Origin of the sequence: Variovorax sp. UC74_104, from assembly GCF_044055375.1 — a bacterium.
Lineage (GTDB): Bacteria > Pseudomonadota > Gammaproteobacteria > Burkholderiales > Burkholderiaceae_C > Variovorax.
Genome location: NZ_CP171978.1, coordinates 1,524,383 through 1,543,386, shown reverse-complemented (window position 1 = coordinate 1,543,386; position 19,004 = coordinate 1,524,383). Strand labels below are relative to the sequence as shown.

At 67.7% G+C, this 19,004-nt stretch carries 11 protein-coding genes, 1 tRNA gene and 1 pseudogene; 3 read left to right on the top strand and 10 right to left on the bottom strand.

The annotated features are described in order from the left end of the window. Nucleotides 1-23: 23 nt before the first annotated feature. Together ACHMXA_RS07235 and ACHMXA_RS07230 are read right to left on the bottom strand one after the other, a co-directional pair. Nucleotides 24-722 (bottom strand): aspartate/glutamate racemase family protein, encoded by a 699-nt coding sequence (locus tag ACHMXA_RS07235; RefSeq protein WP_395319673.1) that lies wholly within the window; start codon nt 720-722, stop codon nt 24-26. A 40-nt stretch (nt 723-762) separates the two neighbouring features. Beyond that, nucleotides 763-2,181: an MFS transporter gene (locus tag ACHMXA_RS07230; RefSeq protein ID WP_395319671.1), complete on the bottom strand. Its 1,419-nt coding sequence runs from the start codon at nt 2,179-2,181 to the stop codon at nt 763-765. A 261-nt stretch (nt 2,182-2,442) separates the two neighbouring features. Between ACHMXA_RS07230 and ACHMXA_RS07225 the strand changes: the two genes are divergently transcribed. From ACHMXA_RS07225 to ACHMXA_RS07215, 3 genes are all read left to right on the top strand, one after another. Further along, nucleotides 2,443-3,795, top strand: a complete 1,353-nt coding sequence (locus ACHMXA_RS07225; RefSeq protein ID WP_176667886.1) for a dicarboxylate/amino acid:cation symporter — start codon at nt 2,443-2,445, stop codon at nt 3,793-3,795. An 86-nt stretch (nt 3,796-3,881) separates the two neighbouring features. Further along, nucleotides 3,882-5,744: an ATP-binding protein gene (locus ACHMXA_RS07220; RefSeq protein ID WP_395319669.1), complete on the top strand. Its 1,863-nt coding sequence runs from the start codon at nt 3,882-3,884 to the stop codon at nt 5,742-5,744. A 7-nt stretch (nt 5,745-5,751) separates the two neighbouring features. Continuing rightward, complete coding sequence (locus ACHMXA_RS07215; RefSeq protein ID WP_395319667.1) at nt 5,752-7,125, top strand: sigma-54-dependent transcriptional regulator; 1,374 nt, start codon at nt 5,752-5,754, stop codon at nt 7,123-7,125. Between the two features lie 59 nt (nt 7,126-7,184). Here ACHMXA_RS07215 and ACHMXA_RS07210 read toward each other — a convergent pair whose 3' ends face one another. From ACHMXA_RS07210 to rpoC, 8 genes and pseudogenes are all read right to left on the bottom strand, one after another. Next, nucleotides 7,185-8,528 carry an integrase arm-type DNA-binding domain-containing protein gene (locus ACHMXA_RS07210; protein WP_176667629.1) on the bottom strand — a complete coding sequence of 448 codons (1,344 nt, stop codon included), beginning with the start codon at nt 8,526-8,528 and terminating at the stop codon, nt 7,185-7,187. A gap of 171 nt (nt 8,529-8,699) precedes the next feature. Beyond that, nucleotides 8,700-8,775, bottom strand: a tRNA-Phe gene (locus tag ACHMXA_RS07205). Nucleotides 8,776-8,796: 21 nt separating this feature from the next. Beyond that, complete coding sequence (locus ACHMXA_RS07200; RefSeq protein WP_395319665.1) at nt 8,797-9,498, bottom strand: response regulator; 702 nt, start codon at nt 9,496-9,498, stop codon at nt 8,797-8,799. A 96-nt stretch (nt 9,499-9,594) separates the two neighbouring features. Then, a pseudogene (locus ACHMXA_RS07195) lies at nt 9,595-11,929 on the bottom strand (ATP-binding protein). Then, entirely contained in the window at nt 11,926-12,570 is a 645-nt protein-coding gene (locus ACHMXA_RS07190) for a DUF4390 domain-containing protein (RefSeq protein WP_395319663.1), read from the bottom strand. The pseudogene ACHMXA_RS07195 and the gene ACHMXA_RS07190 overlap by 4 nt, the downstream one beginning before the upstream one ends. Then, nucleotides 12,551-13,948, bottom strand: a complete 1,398-nt coding sequence (rsmB, locus tag ACHMXA_RS07185) for a 16S rRNA (cytosine(967)-C(5))-methyltransferase RsmB (RefSeq protein ID WP_395319661.1) — start codon at nt 13,946-13,948, stop codon at nt 12,551-12,553. The genes ACHMXA_RS07190 and rsmB overlap by 20 nt, the downstream gene beginning before the upstream one ends. Before the next feature lie 101 nt (nt 13,949-14,049). Beyond that, complete coding sequence (locus tag ACHMXA_RS07180) at nt 14,050-14,667, bottom strand: lema family protein (protein ID WP_395319659.1); 618 nt, start codon at nt 14,665-14,667, stop codon at nt 14,050-14,052. A gap of 98 nt (nt 14,668-14,765) precedes the next feature. Beyond that, the gene (gene rpoC, locus ACHMXA_RS07175) at nt 14,766-19,001 is read right to left on the bottom strand and encodes a DNA-directed RNA polymerase subunit beta' (protein ID WP_395319657.1); all 4,236 of its coding nucleotides are present in this window, start codon (nt 18,999-19,001) and stop codon (nt 14,766-14,768) included. Between the last annotated feature and the right edge of the window lie 3 nt (nt 19,002-19,004).

Below are 19,004 nucleotides of genomic sequence, written 5' to 3'. Positions count from 1 at the left end.
TTGTTTCCAGTTTGATCGAAAGCTCAGCCGGCCGCCGTAGCGCGCCGCAGCGCCGCGCGGGCCAGCAGGCGCGTGGAGTCGAGCGTGGGGAGCGCCGAGTTGCCGTCGTTCAGCACCAGCGGCAGCTCGGTGCAGCCCAGCACCACGGCATCGCAGCCGCGCGACTTCAGGCCGTCGATCATGCGTTGCAGCACCGCTGTCGACTCTGGCCTGATCACGCCGCGCACCAGCTCGTCCATGATGATGCGGCCCATCGTGGCGCGCTCCCCGGCCTCGGGGCGCACGGCTTCCAGGCCGGCGGCCGACAGAGCCCGCGGGTAGACCTCGCTGTTCACCAGCCAGTGAGTGCCCAGCACGCCCACGCTGCGGAAGCCGCGCGACACCGCCTCGGCCGCGGCCACTTCGGCGATGTGCAGCCACGGCAGCGGCGATTGCGGCAGCACGATGTGCATCGCCTGGTGGATGGTGTTGTCGGGGCAGATCAGCAAGTCTGCGCCGGCCGCGGCGAGCTTGCGTGCCGACGACAGCATCAGCTGCCCGACGCCGTCGATGTCGCCGCGATCGAGGCAGTCCACGTACGCGGCGAGCGAATGCGTGTGCATCGAGACCTCGGGGTGCGCATGCGCGTGGCCCATGTGGCTGGCGCCTTCGACGCACAGCGTGCGATAGCAGAGCGCAGCGCCTTCGGCCGAGCAGCCGACGATGCCGATGTGAAGTGGCATGAAGCGAATCTCCGTCAAGGAAAAGCAGCGGAAGATGTTCTCACGACCTCCGCGATACCGCCACGCCCGCATGGCGGTCGAGCCGCAGCGTCATCAGCGTCGCAATGGCCATCAGCAGTCCGACCACGTACCAGGCATGACGGAAGTCGGCGAGCTCCACGGCCGGCGCGCCGCGCAATGCCTGCGACGCGCCGAGCACCATCGCGCCCAGCGCCACGCCGAGCGCGAGCGACACCTGCTGCAGCATCGTGCCGAGCGTGCTGGCGCCGGCGCGGGTTTCGTCGGGCACGTCGGCGAAGGCGAGCGTGTTGATGGCGGTGAAGTTCATCGAGCGCGCCATGCCCGCCACGAACAGCAGCACGCACATCAACGGCAGCGGGTCGCCGGGCGACAGCAGCCCGCAGCCGAAGAGCGTGGCGGCGCAGATCGCGCCGTTCACCGTCAGCACGCGGCGAAAGCCGAAGCGCCGCAGCACCGCCGTGGTGGCGCTCTTCATGACGAGGTTGCCGGCCATGTACACCAGCAGCATCGAGCCCGCATGGAAGGCGCTCATGCCGAAGCCGATCTGGAACATCAGCGGCAGCAGGAAGGGCGAGGCGTTGATGGCGACGCGCGAGACGAAGCCGGCGGTCGCCGTGGCCAGCGCATAGGTCGGCACCGCGAGCGCGCGCAGGTCGAGCAGTGGCGCCGCCACGCGCCGCGCGTGCTGTACGGCGGCGAGCGCTGTCACCACGCCGGCGGCCAACAGGCCGAGCGTGACGGCCGAGCCCGGCTGCGGCCCGCCCAGCCGCGTGAGGCCTTCGACCAGCGCGGCCAGCGCGATGGCGGTGAGCACGAAGCCGGTCGCGTCGAAGCGCACCGGCGCGGCGTCGGCCCGGCGCGGAAAGAGCCGCATCACCAGCCACAGGCCCACCAGGCCCAGCGGCACGTTCAGCAAAAAGATCCAGCGCCACGAGGCATGCGTGGCGATCAGCCCGCCCAGCGGCGGCCCGATCACCGGCGCGATGAGACCCGGCCAGGTGATGGTGCCGATGGCCTCGATCAGCCGGTGCTTCGGCGTTTCGCGCAGCACCACCAGCCGGCCCACCGGCGACATGAAGGCGGCGGCCGCGCCCTGCAGCACGCGCGCCGCAACGAAGAACTCGAAACTCGGCGCGAGCCCGCAGGCCAGCGAGGCGAGGGTGAAGGTGCCGACCGCCAGCGCGAACACCCGCCGCGCGCCGAAGCGCCCCGCGCACCAGCCCGCCGCAGGCACCAGCGCCGCCATCGCGATCAGGTAGACCGTGACGCCCAGGCTCGCATCGAGCGCCCCGATGCCGAAGCCGGCGCCGATGGCCGGCAGCGCCGTGACGATGACGGTGGCGTCCAGCGTCTCCATGAAGAAGGCGGCGGCCACGGTGAGGGCGATGCGCTTCGAAGCGCCTTCCGTGGCCGCCTCCGGCCGGGCGTTGTCGTTCATGCGCCGAGTCTGACACCGCCGGGCGCCTAGGGTTTACCCGGTGCCGACGATCCGGAAGCTCGGACGGGGCCGGTCGGCGGCATCCGGATCGTCGGCGGAGCGCCTTGCACCCCGCAGGGAAAAGCCCCGTGAAATCAAGGACTTAGGGCGCCCGCCGGCCCTTGCCGGCCGTGGCATGTCGATTGCTGAACCACCGGCCGGCCGTGCGCCCCCGATGCGGGGCCCGGTCACGAACCTGGAGACAAACCAATGAGCACCCCCATGGAACACCAGACCGCCCCCAAGCCCTTCTACAAATCCCTGTACTTCCAGGTCATCACAGCCATCGTGCTCGGGGTGCTCCTGGGCCATTTCTATCCCGACACCGGCGCTTCCATGAAGCCGCTGGGCGACGGCTTCATCAAGCTGATCAAGATGATCATCGCGCCGATCATCTTCTGCACGGTGGTGGTCGGCATCGCCGGCATGGAGGACATGAAGAAGGTCGGCAAGACCGGCGGCATGGCGCTGCTGTACTTCGAGATCGTCAGCAGCATCGCGCTGATCGTCGGCCTCGTGCTCGTGAACGTGCTCAAGCCCGGCGCGGGCATGAACATCGACGTGACCCAGCTCGACACCAAGAGCATCGCGGCCTACACCGGCCCGGGCAAGATGCAGAGCACCACCGACTTCCTGCTCAATATCATTCCGAGCACGGTGGTCGACGCCTTCGCCAAGGGCGAAATTTTGCAGGTGCTGCTGATCGCCGTGATGTTCGGCTTCGCGCTGCACCGCTTCGGCGGTCGCGGCACGCTGGTGTTCGACGTGATCGAGAAGGGCTCGCACGTGCTCTTCGTGATCGTCGGCTACATCATGAAGGTCGCGCCCATCGGCGCCTTCGGCGCAATGGCCTTCACCATCGGCAAGTACGGCGTGAGCTCGCTGCTGCAGCTGGGCCAGCTGATGGCCACCTTCTACGCCACCTGCCTGCTGTTCATCTTCGTGGTGCTGGGGCTCATTGCGAAGTTCCATGGGTTCAGCATCTGGAAGTTCATCAAGTACATCAAGGAAGAGCTGCTGATCGTGCTGGGCACCTCGTCCAGCGAGTCGGTGCTGCCGCGCATGATGGCCAAGATGGAGAACCTGGGCGCGAAGAAGTCGGTGGTCGGCCTCGTGATTCCCACCGGCTACTCGTTCAACCTCGACGGCACCTCCATCTACCTGACGATGGCGGCTGTGTTCATCGCGCAGGCCACCAACACCGACATGACGCTCACGCAGCAGCTCACGCTGCTGGCGGTGCTGCTGCTCACCTCCAAGGGCGCGGCGGGCGTCACGGGCAGCGGCTTCATCGTGCTGGCGGCGACGCTGTCGGCCGTGGGGCATGTGCCGGTGGCGGGGCTGGCGCTGATCCTGGGCATCGACCGCTTCATGTCGGAAGCTCGCGCGCTCACCAACCTGATCGGCAACGGCGTTGCCACGCTGGTGGTCGCCAAGTGGACCGGCGACCTCGACACCGTGCGCATGAATCAGCACCTGAACCAGGAAAGCACGGCCGAGGCCGACGAGCCCGAGCGCGTGCTCGACGCCACCGAGGCGCACATGCCTGCCAGCGGCGCGCGCCAGGCTTCCTGATCTTTTTTCCGCTCCCTCCGGCTCCGCCCAGGGGCCATCGGGCTGCCACTAATGCGGGCGGCCCGGCCTTGTGCAATAACGGGCCCATGAATCCAAGGGAGCCGGCCCGGCGTCTAGAACCACATTCCGACCAGGCGACAAGAGGGTGGCGCGGCCTGCCCCGCTGGGGCGGCGCACTGGCCCTGGTGGCCGTGGCCGCCTTCGCAGGCTACCAGGTCGCCATGCAGACCGGCCTGGCCCGGCTGCGCGAAGCGGCCGACCACCGGCTCGACATGCTCGCCACCGGCCTGGACGCCGACCTGGCCCGCTTCGACTACCTGCCCGCGCTGCTGGAGATGACGCCCCTGGTGCCGGCGCTGCTCGGTACGCCCGCGGACACGCGGCTGCGCGATTCGGTCAACCGCTACCTCGACGGCGTCAATGCCGCGGCGGGCGCGGAGATGCTCTACGTGCTCGACGCCTCCGGCACCTCGCTGGCCGCGTCCGACTGGGACAAGCCCGGCACCACCGTGGGCCAGGACCTGTCGTTCCGGCCCTATGTGATCGATGCGCTGGGGCAGGGCAGGGGCCGCTTCTACGGCGTGGGCATCACCAGCAAGAAGCCGGGCTACTACCTTTCCTATGCGCTGCGGCGCGGACAGGCCTCGCGCGGCGTGGTGGCCGTGAAGATCAACCTCGAAGAAGCCGAGCGCACCTGGCGCAAGCTGCCGGGCGACGTGGCGCTGATCGACCAGCGCGGGGTGGTCATTCTTTCCACGCGCGAGGACATCAAGTTCCGGCCGCTGCTGCCGCTCGACGCCCTGCAGCGCGCCGAGGTGCTGCGCTCGCGTCCCTACGGCGAGGCGGCGCTGCAGCCGCTGCAATGGACCCAGAAGGAGGCGCTCGACCGCGACGTGCAGGTGATCTCGCTCGACGGCGTCGACCAGCTCGCCTCCGCCCGCACCCTGCGCGGCGCGCCGTGGCAGCTGGTGGTGCTGGACAACCTCGCGCCGCTGCGCCTGGCGGCGCGCAACGCGGCCATCACCGCCGGCCTCGCGATGACGGTGCTGCTGCTGGTGGCCGTGGCGCTGTGGCAGCGCCGCCGCGCGGTGCGCCAGAAGCTGGCCAACCAGGCCGCGCTGCAGGCGGCGCACGACACGCTCGAATCGACCGTGGCCGCGCGCACCGCGCAGCTGCGCGCGGCGCAGGGCGAGCTGGTCCATGCCGGCAAGATGGCCGCGCTGGGGCAGATGTCGGCCGGCGTCGTGCACGAGCTCAACCAGCCGCTCACGGCCATGCGCACGCTCTCGGAAAGCGCGGCCATCCTGCTCGACAAGAACCGGCTCGACGACGTGCGCGGCAACCTCGAGCGCATCCGCGGCATGGTCGACCGGCTCGCGCGCCTGACCTCGCAGCTGCGCACCTTCGCCTACAAGAGCGAGCTGCCGCTGGCGCCCGTGCTGCTGTCGCACGCGATCGCCGACGCGCAGGTGATCGTGGCCGAGGCTTCGCGCAAGCAGCGCGTGGCCATCGAGGTCGACGTGCAGCCCGCCACGCTGAGCGTGATGGCGGAAGAAGCCGCGCTCGGCAGCGTGCTCGCCAACCTGATGCGCAACGCCATCGACGCCATGCAGGACGCGCCGGTGCGCACGCTGCGCCTTCAGGGGCGGCCGAAGGAGGGGCGCGTGGTGCTGTCGGTGACCGACACCGGCCCGGGCATCCGCCCCGACATCCTGCAGCGCCTGTTCGAACCCTTCGTCACCGGCAAGGCGGCGGGCTCGGGCCTGGGACTGGGTCTCGTGATCTCGGCACAATTGGTGCGGTCCATGGACGGCACGCTGCGCGCGGCCAACCTGGACGGCGGCGGGGCCTGCTTCGTCATCGACCTGCCGGCGGCCATCGCCGTGATGCACGACAGCAGCAGCCAGCCGCCGGTTTCCGACGCCCTTTCCATTGCACAACAGGAGTGATCCCCAAGTGAGCGAAGCCCCTGCCATCCGGGTGATGCTGATCGAGGACGACGAAGACGTCCGCGTCAGCACCACCCAGGTGCTGACCCTGGCCGGTTTCGAAGTCGAGTCCTTTCCCAGCGCCGAGCGCGCGCGCCAGCACATCACGTTCGGCGTGCCCGCCGTCGTCATCAGCGACGTGCGCCTGCCGGGCCTGAGCGGCACCGAGTGGCTGCCCGAGCTGCGCAATGTCGACTCCGAGCTGCCGGTGATCCTGGTCACCGGCCACGGCCACATCGCGATGGCGGTGCAGGCCATGCGCGAGGGCGCCTACGACTTCATCGAGAAGCCCTTCAGCTCCGAGCGGCTGGTGGCCATCGTGCGCCACGCCATCGAGCGGCGGCAGCTCAGCCTGCAGGTGCGCGCGCTGCGCGACGCGCTGGAGAATTGGCAGGGCATCCAGTCGGTGCTGATCGGCCGATCGGCGCAGATGCAGCAGGTGCGCCAGACCGTGAAGACGCTGGCCGAGACCTCCGCCGACGTGCTGGTGTACGGCGAGACCGGCACCGGCAAGGAACTGGTCGCGCGCTGCCTGCACGACCACAGCGCGCGCCGGCGCCAGCATTTCGTGCCGCTCAACTGCGGCGGCCTGCCCGAGTCGCTGGCCGAGAGCGAGCTCTTCGGCCACGAGGCCGGCGCCTTCACCGGCGCGAGCCGCATGCGCGTGGGCAAGTTCGAGTACGCCAGCGGCGGCACGCTGTTCCTCGACGAGATCGAGAGCATGCCGATGGCGGTGCAGATCAAGCTGCTGCGCGCGCTGCAGGAAAGAAGCATCGAGCGCATCGGCTCCAACAAGACCATTCCCTTCGACTGCCGCGTGGTGGCCGCGAGCAAGGACGACCTCAAGGCCATGAGCGACCAGCAGAAGTTCAGGGCCGACCTGTACTACCGCCTGGGCGTGGCCTTCATCGAGCTGCCGCCCCTGCGCGAGCGCCGCGAGGACATCCCGCTGCTCTTCGAGCACTTCACGCTGCAGGCCGCGACCCGCTACGACCGCCCCGCGCCGCTCTTGAGCAACGCGCAGCTGGCCGACCTGATGGCCTACGCGTGGCCCGGCAACGTGCGCGAACTGCGCAACGTGGCCGACCGTTTCGTGCTGGGCCTGCTGGGCGAGCGCCTCACGCAGACGCACGGCGGCGCCGGTGGTGGCGCGCAGGGCGTGCCCGCGTTGCCGCGCGGGCTGCCGCAGCAGGTGGAGTCGTTCGAACGCGCGGTGATCGTCGAGGAACTGCGGCGCCAGCGCGGCGACCAGCCGGCCACCGCCGCCGCGCTCGGCATCGCGCGCCAGACGCTGCACGACAAGGTGCGCAAGCTGGGCCTGACGGTGGACGAGTTCAAGTAGAAGGCAGGAGGTGGGAGGCAGGAGGTGTAGCCGCCCGCTGCGTCAGCATCGCTTTCGAATCAAACCTCGAGCTGAGCAGTGCGGTGGAAAGAGCCAGCCTCCTCCACGCCCATCTCGCTCGTCCTTACCGTCGCAAACTCCGTGCAAACAGGCACCGCCAACCCCGTGTCCGCAGCCAGATCATCAAGCAGATCCGCCCACAATTGAATCATTTGGCGCCGTTGATTCAGAAAAGTGGCGCGGTCATAGGCGCTTCCCAACTCCTCATCGGAGCCGTGCGCCAAATGCCGCTCGATTACCTCACGATCCCACCCCAACAGTTCGCGGATCAGCGTCCGGGCCGTGGCGCGAAACCCGTGGCCCGTGATCTGCTCTTTCGTGTCATAGCCCAACGTACGCAGCGCACTGTTGATGGTGTTGTCGCTCATGTACCGCGTCTTCTCGGAACGCTTCGACATGCTGCGGAAGATCGGCCCGCTAGGACCGGTCAGCGGATGGATATCGCGCAGAATGTCGACCGCCTGTGTCGGCAGCGGCACGAGGTGTGCCGGCGTGCGTACGTCTCGCTTCTTCCACTCCCTCAACTTCATCTTCTCGGGTGGGCAACGCCACAGCGCCTGATTGAGATCTACATCTTCCCAATGCGCGAGGCGCAGCTGACCAGGCCGCTGGAACAACAAGGGCGATAGCTGCAAGGCCGCACGCGTGATGACATTGCCGTTGTACGCACGCATGTCACGAAGCAACTGGCCGAGCTTCTGCGGATCCGTGATGGCCGCATAGTGTCGAGTGCGAGGTGGCGGCAGGCCGCCCGTGCGACCGTTCACGAAGTTCCGAGCCGGATCTAGCGCGCCCACGTCGACAGCGTACTGGAACACATGCTGCACCGCTTCGCGCACTCGCTGCGCCGTCTCCAGATTGCCGCGCTCCTTGATGCGGTGCAGACATCGGACCACCTCGGTCGGCAAGATGGCCTCGATGGCGAGCGCACCGATCCAGGGAAAAACGTGCAGTTCTAGGTGGCGCATAACTTTTCCGGCATAGCCGGCCGACCATTCGCGGTCCTTCCACGCCTGCACATGCCAAGCCCGGGCGGTCAGTTCGAAGGTATTGAGGCGTGCGACACGAGCACGCTCGACCTCTACGCGCCGGGCCTCCCGGGGATCGACACCATCGGCGCGCTTCTCGGCTTCGAGGCGCGCTTTCCGGCGCGCCGTCGCGAGTGTCACCGCCGGGTAGTGACCGATACTGAGCTTGGCTTCTTTGCCGTGCCGTTTGTAACGATAGACCCACACTTTGCCGGTCGGTCGCACGCGAAGGTAAAGGCCCTCGCCGTCCGCCAGCAAATATTCCCTGTCACGCGGCGCTGCCGCCCTGATCTGAAGTTCGTTGAGTTGCCCCATGGTGTACCCAAAATCAACTGCGGTTGAAAAGCAGTCTGGGGTACACCGTGGGGTACACGCAAGAACGGGACTATGTGAGATCTGGTGATGCCGCCTGAGCCGCCTTTTCAGGCTAAGTCCTTGATATACAAGGACTTTTAAGCTGTCTTGGGTTCTACCGAGAAAGAAAAATGGTGGCCTGGGGCGGAATCGAACCACCGACACGCGGATTTTCAATCCGCTGCTCTACCAACTGAGCTACCGGGCCGTTGCTGTGTGCAGCCTCAAATTATACAGCGCTTCTGCGCCCTCTTGAAAGATCGACGCCAAGTTGTTTGAGTTTTCTGTAGAGATGGGTGCGCTCGAGGCCGGTTTTCTCGGCGACGCGGGTCATCGAGCCGTTCTCCATCGCGAGGTGGAACTCGAAGTACGCCTTCTCGAAACCGTCGCGCGCGTCGCGCAGCGGGCGGTCGAGGTCGAAGCTCTGGGTCGACTGCGGGCCGGCATCGGCCACGGGCACGGAGGCCAGCGACGCCATCAGCAGGCTGTCGCCCGTGGTCGTGATGGCGGCCGACTGGCTGCCGGTGACCGGCGTGGGCACCACGCCCGCTGCGGCACGGCGCGCGCTCTCGCGGGCCAGGCCCTGCTCCACCGCCTTGAGCAGCTTCTGCATGGTGATGGGCTTTTCGAGGAAGGCGAACGCGCCGATGCGCGTGGCGTCGACCGCGGTGTCGATGGTGGCGTGGCCGCTCATCATGATGACGGGCATGCTCAGGAGGCCCGAGGTGGACCATTCCTTGAGAAGCGTGACGCCGTCGGTGTCGGGCATCCAGATGTCGAGCAGCACGAGATCGGGCCGTGCGCGCTGGCGTGCAGCGCGAGCTTCGGCGGCGTTTTCCGCGAGCTCCACGTTGTGGCCTTCGTCATTGAGAATTTCGAAGAGCAGGTCCCGGATGCCCAGCTCGTCATCGACCACGAGAATGTTTGCCATGAGTGATGCTTGTTGTGTGCGCTGGTGTCTGCAATGTTTGTCGAGTCGCTGGCCGATCCATCGCCTGTGCGACGGACATTCGTTCGTTCGTGCGACTCAGGCGGCGGAAGACTTCGACGAATCTTCGGTGTGAGCGACCGCTGCCTGCGGCTCGCCTGCCAGCGCGAATGATAGCGAGACTTGTGCCCCCGCTACAGCCCCATCGACGACGCGGTTGGAAAGCTCTATGCGCGCGCCGTGCTCGTCGGCGATCTTCTTGACGACCGCCAGGCCCAAACCGGTACCTTTTGTTTTCGTGGTGACGTAGGGCTCGAATGCGCGCTTGAGGATGTTCTCGGCGAAGCCCGGTCCGCTGTCCTGCACGGTCAGGCGCACGCGCTGGCCGGAGTCGCCGAGCCGCGTGCGGATGATGACCTCCCCGACCTTGCCCGTGCCGCTGGCGGCGGCCTCTGCCGCGTCCTGCGCGTTTTGCAACAGGTTGTGTATGACCTGCCGGATCTGCTGCGCGTCGCCCCGGACGGGCGGGCAGCGCTCATCGAGTTCGGAGCGCAGCGTGATCGGCAGGTTCTCCGCGCTGTAGAGCTGGAGCACGTCGGTCAGCAGGGCGTTCAGGTCCACCGGCTTCAGGTCGGCCGCGGGCAGGCGCGCGTAGTCGCGGAATTCGTTCACCAGCCGCTTCATCGCATCGACCTGGTCGACGATGGTCTTCACCGACTTCACCAGCACGGCCTGCTCCGGCGGCTGCACCTTGCCGGAGAGCTTCATCTTCGAGCCGCTCGGCCGAAAGCTGGATCGGCGTGAGCGGGTTCTTGATCTCGTGCGCGAGCCGTCGCGCCACCTCGCCCCAGGCCTGCGCGCGCTGGGCCGAGACGATCTCGGAGATGTCGTCGAACACCAGCAGCCGGGCGGCACCTGGCAGCTCGGCGCCGCGCGCGACGATGTTGATGGCGCCGTCCTGCTGCGGCAGGTCGGCGCCGGAGGCATGCAGCTCGAAGGCGTGCTGCCAGTGGTCGAGGCCGTGCTGCATGCGCTCGACGAGGAAGTCCTCGAACTGCTGCTGCACCTTGGCACCGAACTCGGCCAGCCCGGGCACCTCGATGAGTGGCCGGCCCTCGTAGGCCGCGAGCGGCGCGCGCAGCACGCGGGTCGCGCCCGGATTGGTGGACAGCACCGTGCCCTTGGCATCGAGCACGATCACGCCCGAGGTCAGGTTGTCGAGGATGGTCTGCAGGTTGGCGCGCGCCGCGTCGAGCTGGCCCATGGTCTTCTCGACCGCGCCGCGCGCATCGGCCAGCTGTTGTGTCATGACGGCGAAGGAGCGCGTAAGGCCGCCAAGTTCGTCCTTGCCCTGCAGCACGGCGGTGGGCCGCAGGTCGCCGGCCGCCACCTGCCGCACGCCGTCGGCCAGTACGAGCAGCGGCCGCGCGAGCTGGTTGCCGAAGAGCACCGCCAGCAGCACCGCGCCGAACACGGCGAGGAACAGGCTCAGCGTGAGCGTGCCGATGTACATGCGGCGCAGCCCCTCGCGCGCGATCGCGCGCTCCTGGTATTCGCGGTTGGCCTCCTGCACCGCCAGCGCGTTGGCGACCACCGCGGGCGGCAGTGGCCGCGTGACCTGCAGATAGCGCGGCGCGGTATCGAAGTCGAAGCCCGGCCTTTGCACCATGGCGAGCGCGCGCACGCTGGCGGCCGGCGGCGTGGCGCCCGCCGCGGTGGTTTCGTCCAGCCCCTCGACGTGCGCGACGGCGCGCTCGGGTCGCACCTGGCGGAACTGCTGCGACGTCGGGCGCTCGGGGTTGAGCTGGAAGCGCGAGGTTCCGGCGCTGGCCACCAGCTGTCCGCTGCCGGTCCAGAGAATGACGTCGCTGGCTTCGAGCTGGTCGCGGATGCGCTCGAGCGCCAGGCCCGCGCTGGCGTCGGGCACCTGCGCCAGCTGCGCGCTGGCGCTGCGCGTCTTCACGGCGAGGTCGTCGGACAGCGAATCGAGCGTGGCGCGCCCGAGGTTCAGGCCGGCGTCGAGCGCGCCTTCCACCTTGACGTCGAACCAGCTCTCGATGGAGCGCGCGACGAACTGGTACGACACCACGTAGACCAGCGCCCCCGGCACCACCCCCACCAGCGCGAAGATCGCCGCGAGCTTGATGAGCAGCCGGCTGCCGAACTTGCCCTGCCGCAGTCGCCGCAGCAGGCGGAAGGCCACCCAGCCGATCACCAGCACCAGCAGCACCGCCACCACGACGTTGATGCCGAACAGGCGTACGTAGTAGCGCTCGTACAGCGCGCGGTTGTTGGTGGCCTGCGCCAGCAGGAACATCAGCACCAGGCCGATGGCCGTGACCAGCGCGGCGCCGACGCCGATGGCCCAGCGCCGGGCCCGCGCGCGGCTCGCGGCCTGCGAGGCCGGCGTGCCGCTGCGCGCCGCAGTGCTCACTTCTGCTTCTCCACCGTGAGCCGCGCGGTGCGCTCGACGGCGATGTTCCAGTCGGCCTGGCCGACCACGCCGATCTGGAAGGGGCGCGGCAGCTGCGAGGTGTCGAGCCTGAACCGGAAGGTGACCTGGTGCTGCGGGTCGTCGCCGATCTCGGCCACGTCGCCCATGTGCAGGCGGCCGACGCGCTTGATGGCGTCGAGCGCGTCGCCGAGGGTGTCGAAGTTCTGGTTCAGCGAGATGCCCAGGCCGGCCGCACCGGTCATCGGCGCCGCCGATACGTTGAGCCGCCAGCGCCGCGTGAGTGGCTGGTAGGCCAGCCGCATGTGGCGCGTGACCTGCGCGACCTTGCGGTCGGTCCAGTACCAGCGCTCCTGGAAGAGCTCGGCCTCGGCCACGAAATAGATGGCGATGCCCTTGTCGAGCACCTCCTCGACCAGCGAAGGCAGCTCGAACTGCACCGCGGCGCTGAAGTAGATGCCGTCGTCGGACTGCTCCAGGCGCATCTGCGTGATCGACGCCCCGTTGCGCCCCTGCGCAGCCGCCGGAGCCGGCAGGAAGGCCATCCACATCGCCCAGATCCAGAGCAGGACGGGCAGCGACAGGATCAGCCCGCGCCGTCGCTCAACGCGGACGCTTTTCAAGCAGGGCGTAGAAGAAGCCGTCGTGGTCACCAGAGGCATTGTCCGGGACGCCGCGGGCATTCGATCCGCTTTGGGGCAGCAAATGGCCCGGCGACGGCAGCAATCGTGCGTTGGTGTTGTGTACAAGAAACGCATCAATTTGTTGCGAACCCTCTTCGCGGAACACGGAGCAAGTGCAGTAGAGAAGCCGCCCGCCGGGCCCCACGAGCGGCCACAGGGCCGCCAGGAGCGCGGCCTGCTGGGCGGCGAGCTGGGCGGTGTCGCTTTCGCGGCGCAGCCAGCGCACGTCGGGATGGCGCCGCACGATGCCCGAGGCGGTGCACGGCGCATCGAGCAGGATGGCGTCGAAGGGCGTGCCGTCCCACCACCGGGCCGGCTGGGCCGCATCGGCGACGAGCACCTTGGCCTGGAGCCCGAGGCGGGCCAGGGTTTCGTCGATGCGGCGGCTGCGCGCGGCATCGACTTCCAGCGCGGTGACGTCGATGGCGCCGGGGCCCGCCATTTCGAGCAGGTGGGCGGTCTTGCCGCCGGGGGCGGCGCAGGCGTCGAGCACGCGTAGCGGCGTGGCCGTCTCGCCGGACTTCGCCGTTGGCAGCAGGCCTTCGAGCAGCAGCGGCGCGGCCATCTGCGCGGCGGCGTCCTGCACCGAACAGGCGCCATCGGCAAACCCGGGCAGCTGCTGCACGGGGCGGGCACGCGCGAGCTGCAGGCCGCTGGGCCCCACGCGCGTGGCGCCAAGGCCGACGGCCTCCAGCTCGGCGAGATAGGAGGCGGCCGTCGTCTTCAGCGCATTGACCCGCAGCGTCATTGGCGCCTGCGCGTTGTCGGCGGCCAGCACGCGCTGCCACTCGCGCGGATGGTCGCGCTTCAGGCGCTCGATCCACCAGCGCGGATGGTTCCATTGCGCGACGGGTTCGGTGTCGGTGGCGGCCACGAGCTCGTCGCGCTCCCGCAGGAAGCGCCGCAGGCAGGCGTTGATGAAGCTGGCCTGGGCCCGCGTGGCCGGGTTGCGCTTGGCGGCCTCGACGGCCTGGTCGACCAGCGTGAAAGGCTCGTAGGGTGCGTGCGTGGCGTCCCAGGCAAGCGCCAGCGCGGTGCACAGCAGTGCATCGGGCAGGGGCGGCGGCGTGCGCTTGGCCAGGTGCCGGCGCAGGGCTTCGGCGCGGCCGAGCCAGCGCAGCACCTGGAAGCCGAGCGCCTGCACACCGGGCCGCAGCGCGGGTTCGACGGCTTCGAAGGCCGCCGAACCCGAGGTGCCGGCCCGGATCGACGCCAGCGCCGCCGCAGTCAACTGCAGTTGGCGCCAGAGCGGAGGTTGTTGCAGCGGCGGCGCGTTGCCGTGGCCGCTGCGGGAAGGATCGGAAGGTAGTTCTGACAAGTTGGGGGCGATGGTAACGGGCCGGCCAAAAGCCGGACTTCACGCATGGAAAGAAGAAGAAACGGAGAGAAACGCAGGTCGAAGCGCGCCGCAGGCTCTCTTCAGAGCAGTGGCGCGGCCGGACGCAGACGCACGGCCCATGCCACCAGCACCGCCGGAAACTGCGCGATCGCGGCGTTGTACTGCGCCACCGCCTGGTTGAACTGGCTGCGCGCGATCTCCGCCGCGGCGGAGGGCTCGGGCCAGCCGATCGGCTCGGGGGCGCCGGTAGCAGGAAACGCGGCTGTCGTGGTGCCGGGCTGCAGCGGCACGGGCCGCGACAGCGTGCCGTCGGCATCGAACACCGTCACCTGGTCGGGGTGCTGGCGCTGCCAGGCGCCGATCCAGACCTGCAGCGCGGTGGCCAGCGCGGCCATGCCGCCGACGTCGAGCGGACGCAGCCGGGTCGCTCCCAGCAGGGTGGCGAGCTGCGCGGTTGCCGCCTGCAGCGGCGCGACCGAGGACAGCAGCTCGCCCGTGGGCGCGGCCTCGGGCTGCGGCCCCGCCGCGATGCTGGCCTGCACGAAATCCAGCTGTTTGCCCAGCGCCGCATCGAGCTGGCCGTAAGCCTGCAGCACGGCCGCGCGCAGGCGCACCAGCCGGTTGTAGGCACCGACAAACCAGAACAGCAGGATCGCGATCACGATCCAGCCGGCCATCGATTCGGGCAACAGACTCATCGACGACTACACCTCATGGGAACACAAAGAAAAACGCCCCCCAACCGGGGGCGGTTGGGGGGCGTGATGTACCGGTCATGGCCGGTGATGCTAACCAGTTATTCGGTCGCAGCGCCTTCGCTGGCTTCCGTCGTGCTGGCAGTCGCCTCGGCTTCGCCGGAACCTGCCAGCTCGGCAGCTTCCGATTCGGCGATGGCGCGGCGCTCGGCCTCGTCCATGGCGTCCTTGACCTTGCGTGCCTGGTGGTACGCCATGCCGGTGCCCGCGGGAATCAGGCGGCCGACGATGACGTTTTCCTTCAGGCCGCGCAGTTCGTCGCGCTTGCCCATGATCGCGGCTTCGGTCAGCACGCGCGTCGTTTCCTGGAACGAAGCGGCCGAGATGAACGAGTCCGTCGACAGCGATGCCTTCGTGATACCCAGCAGCAGGTTGGTGAACGTCGCGGGGATCTTGCCTTCGGCGCGCAGGGCGTCGTTGGTGTTGAGCATTTCGCTGCGTTCGACCTGTTCGCCGGAGATGTAGCTCGTGTCGCCGGCGTTGTCGACCACGACGCGGCGCAGCATCTGGCGAACGATCACCTCGATGTGCTTGTCGTTGATCTTCACGCCCTGCAGGCGGTACACGTCCTGCACTTCGTCCACGATGTAGCGCGCCAGTTCTTCCGAACCCAGCAGCCGCAGGATGTCCTGCGGGTCCGCCGGGCCGTCGACCACGGATTCGCCCTTGTTCACCACCTGGCCTTCGTGCACCAGGATGTTCTTTTCCTTCGGCACGAGGTCTTCCCAGACCGTGCCTTCCGGATCGGTGATCTGCAGGCGGATCTTGCCCTTCGTTTCCTTGCCGAACGACACGGTACCGGTCATTTCGGCCAGCATGCCCTTGTCCTTCGGCGAACGGGCTTCGAACAGCTCGGCAACGCGCGGCAGACCGCCGGTGATGTCGCGGGTCTTCTGGCCTTCGACCGGAATGCGCGCCAGCACTTCGCCGGGGCCCACGTCCTGGCCGTCACGCACCTGCACCAGCGCGCCGATCGGGAAGCCGATCGTCACCGAGTGGTCGGTGCCCGGGATCTTCACTTCGGCGCCGGAGGCGTCGATGAGCTTCACCTGCGGGCGAACGACCTTGGCAGCGCCGCGGCGCTTCGGGTCGATCACGACCAGGGTCGACAGACCGGTCACTTCGTCCACCTGCTTGGCGACCGTGAGGCCTTCCTCGACGTTCTCGAACTGCGTCTTGCCGGCGAATTCCGTGATGATCGGTCGGGTCAGCGGGTCCCAGTTGGCCAGAACGTGGCCAGCCTTGATCTGCTGGTCGGCCTTGACCGTCAGGGTCGCGCCGTACGGCACCTTGTGGCGCTCGCGCTCGCGGCCGTGCTCGTCGTGGATGACGATTTCGCCCGAACGCGAAATCACGACCAACTCGCCCTTGCTGTTGGTCACGTAGCGCATCGTGGCGTTGAAGCCGATCGAGCCGTTCGACTTGGCTTCAACGCTCGATGCGATGGCAGCGCGCGAAGCGGCACCACCGATGTGGAAGGTACGCATCGTCAGCTGCGTGCCGGGTTCGCCGATGGACTGCGCCGCGATCACACCGACGGCTTCGCCGATGTTGATCAGGCCGCCGCGGCCCAGGTCGCGACCGTAGCAGGTCGCGCAGATGCCGAAGCGGGTTTCGCAGGTCAGCGCGGTACGCACCTTGACCTCGTCGACGCCTTGCGCCTCGAGAGCCTCGATGGTGTCCTCGTCGAACATCTCGCCGGCCTTCAGCAGCACCGAGCGGTTTTCCGGGTGCAGCACGTCGTCGGCTGCGGTGCGGCCGAGGATACGGTCGCGCAGCGATTCGATCACTTCACCGCCTTCGACGATGGCGCGCATCAGGTAGCCGCCGTGCGTGCCGCAGTCCTGCTCGGTCACGACCAGGTCTTGCGTCACGTCGACCAGACGACGGGTCAGGTAGCCCGAGTTAGCCGTCTTCAGCGCCGTGTCGGCCAGACCCTTACGGGCACCGTGGGTGGAGATGAAGTACTCCAGCACGTTCAGGCCTTCGCGGAAGTTCGCGGTAATGGGCGTCTCGATGATCGAGCCGTCAGGCTTGGCCATCAGGCCGCGCATGCCGGCCACCTGGCGGATCTGGGCCGCGGAACCGCGGGCGCCGGAGTCGGCCATCATGTAGATCGAGTTGAAGGACTCCTGCTCGACTTCCTTGCCGTTGCGGTCGATGACCTTCTGCTTCGACAGCTTGGCCATCATGACCTTCGACACTTCGTCGCCGGCCTTGCCCCAGATGTCCACCACCTTGTTGTAGCGCTCGCCGGAGGTCACGAGACCCGAGACGTACTGCTGCTCGATCTCCTTCACTTCCTTGGCGGAGCGCTCGATGATGCCGTGCTTTTCAGCGGGCACCAGCATGTCGTCGATGGCGATCGAGATACCGGCCTTGGTCGCGAGGCGGAAGCCGTTCTGCAGCAGCTTGTCGGCGAAGACCACGGTCTCCTTCAGGCCGCACTTGCGGAACGAGACGTTGATGAGCTTGGAGATTTCCTTCTTCTTCAGCGCCTTGTTGATGTTCGAGAACGGCAGGCCCTTCGGCAGGATCTCGGACAGCAGCGCGCGGCCCACGGTGGTGTCCACGAGCGAGGTCGACGGCGTGAATTCGCCGGTTTCCTTGTTCTTGGTGTACTCCGTGATGCGCACTGCCACCTTGGCAGTGAGCTCGACTTCGTTGGCGTCGAGCGCGCGCTGCACTTCACCGATGTCGGAGAAGATCAGGCCCTCGCCCTTGCCGTTGATGCGGTCGCGGGTCGTGTAGTACAGACCCAGCACCACGTCCTGCGAAGGAACGATCGACGGTTCGCCCGAAGCCGGGAACAGCACGTTGTTGGAGGCCAGCATCAGCGTGCGGGCTTCCATCTGCGCTTCCACCGACAGCGGCACGTGAACGGCCATCTGGTCGCCGTCGAAGTCGGCGTTGAAAGCCGCGCAAACCAGCGGGTGCAGCTGGATCGCCTTGCCTTCGATCAGGATCGGCTCGAAGGCCTGGATGCCCAGACGGTGCAGCGTAGGAGCGCGGTTCAGCATGACCGGGTGCTCCTTGATGACCTCTTCCAGGATGTCCCAGACCACCGGCGTGCCCGATTCGACTTCCTTCTTGGCAGCCTTGATCGTGGTCGCGATGCCCATGGCTTCGAGGCGCGAGAAGATGAAGGGCTTGAACAGCTCGAGTGCCATCAGCTTCGGCAGGCCGCACTGGTGCAGCTTGAGCGTCGGGCCCACCACGATGACCGAACGGCCCGAGTAGTCGACGCGCTTGCCCAGCAGGTTCTGGCGGAAGCGGCCGCTCTTGCCCTTGATCATGTCGGCCAGCGACTTCAGCGCGCGCTTGTTGGCGCCCGTCATGGCCTTGCCGCGGCGGCCGTTGTCCAGCAGCGAGTCGACAGCTTCCTGCAGCATCCGCTTCTCGTTGCGCGCGATGATTTCCGGAGCCTTCAGCTCCAGCAGGCGGCGCAGGCGCGAGTTGCGGTTGATGACGCGGCGGTACAGGTCGTTCAGGTCGGAGGTCGCGAAGCGGCCGCCGTCCAGCGGCACCAGCGGACGCAGGTCCGGCGGCAGCACGGGCAGCACGTCGAGCACCATCCACTCGGGCTTGATGCCCGACTTGCGGAAGGCTTCCAGCACCTTCAGGCGCTTGGAGTTCTTCTTGACCTTGACTTCGGAGCCGGTCAGGTCGCCGCGCAGGCGTTCGATCTCGCTGTCGAGCTCGATGCCTTCCAGCAGGTCCTTGATGCCTTCGGCGCCCATCTTGGCGACGAACTCGTCACCGTATTCCTTGCGCTTCGCGTCGTAGTCGTCCTCGGACATGATGCCGAACTTCTTCAGCGGGGTCATGCCGGGGTCGGTGATCACGTAGGCTTCGAAGTACAGCACGCGCTCGATGTCACGCAGCGTCATGTCGAGCACGAGGCCCAGGCGCGACGGCAGCGACTTCAGGAACCAGATGTGCGCGCAGGGCGCGGCCAGGTCGATGTGACCCATGCGCTCGCGGCGAACCTTGGTCTGCGTGACTTCGACGCCGCACTTCTCGCAGATCACGCCGCGGTGCTTCAGGCGCTTGTACTTGCCGCACAGGCACTCGTAGTCCTTGATGGGGCCGAAGATCTTCGCGCAGAAGAGGCCGTCGCGCTCGGGCTTGAACGTGCGGTAGTTGATCGTCTCGGGCTTCTTCACCTCGCCGAAGGACCACGAACGGATCTTCTCGGGCGAAGCCATGCCGATCTTGATGGCATCGAAATGCTCATCGGGCGTGAATTGCTTGAACAGGTCGAGTAGCGATTTCATAAG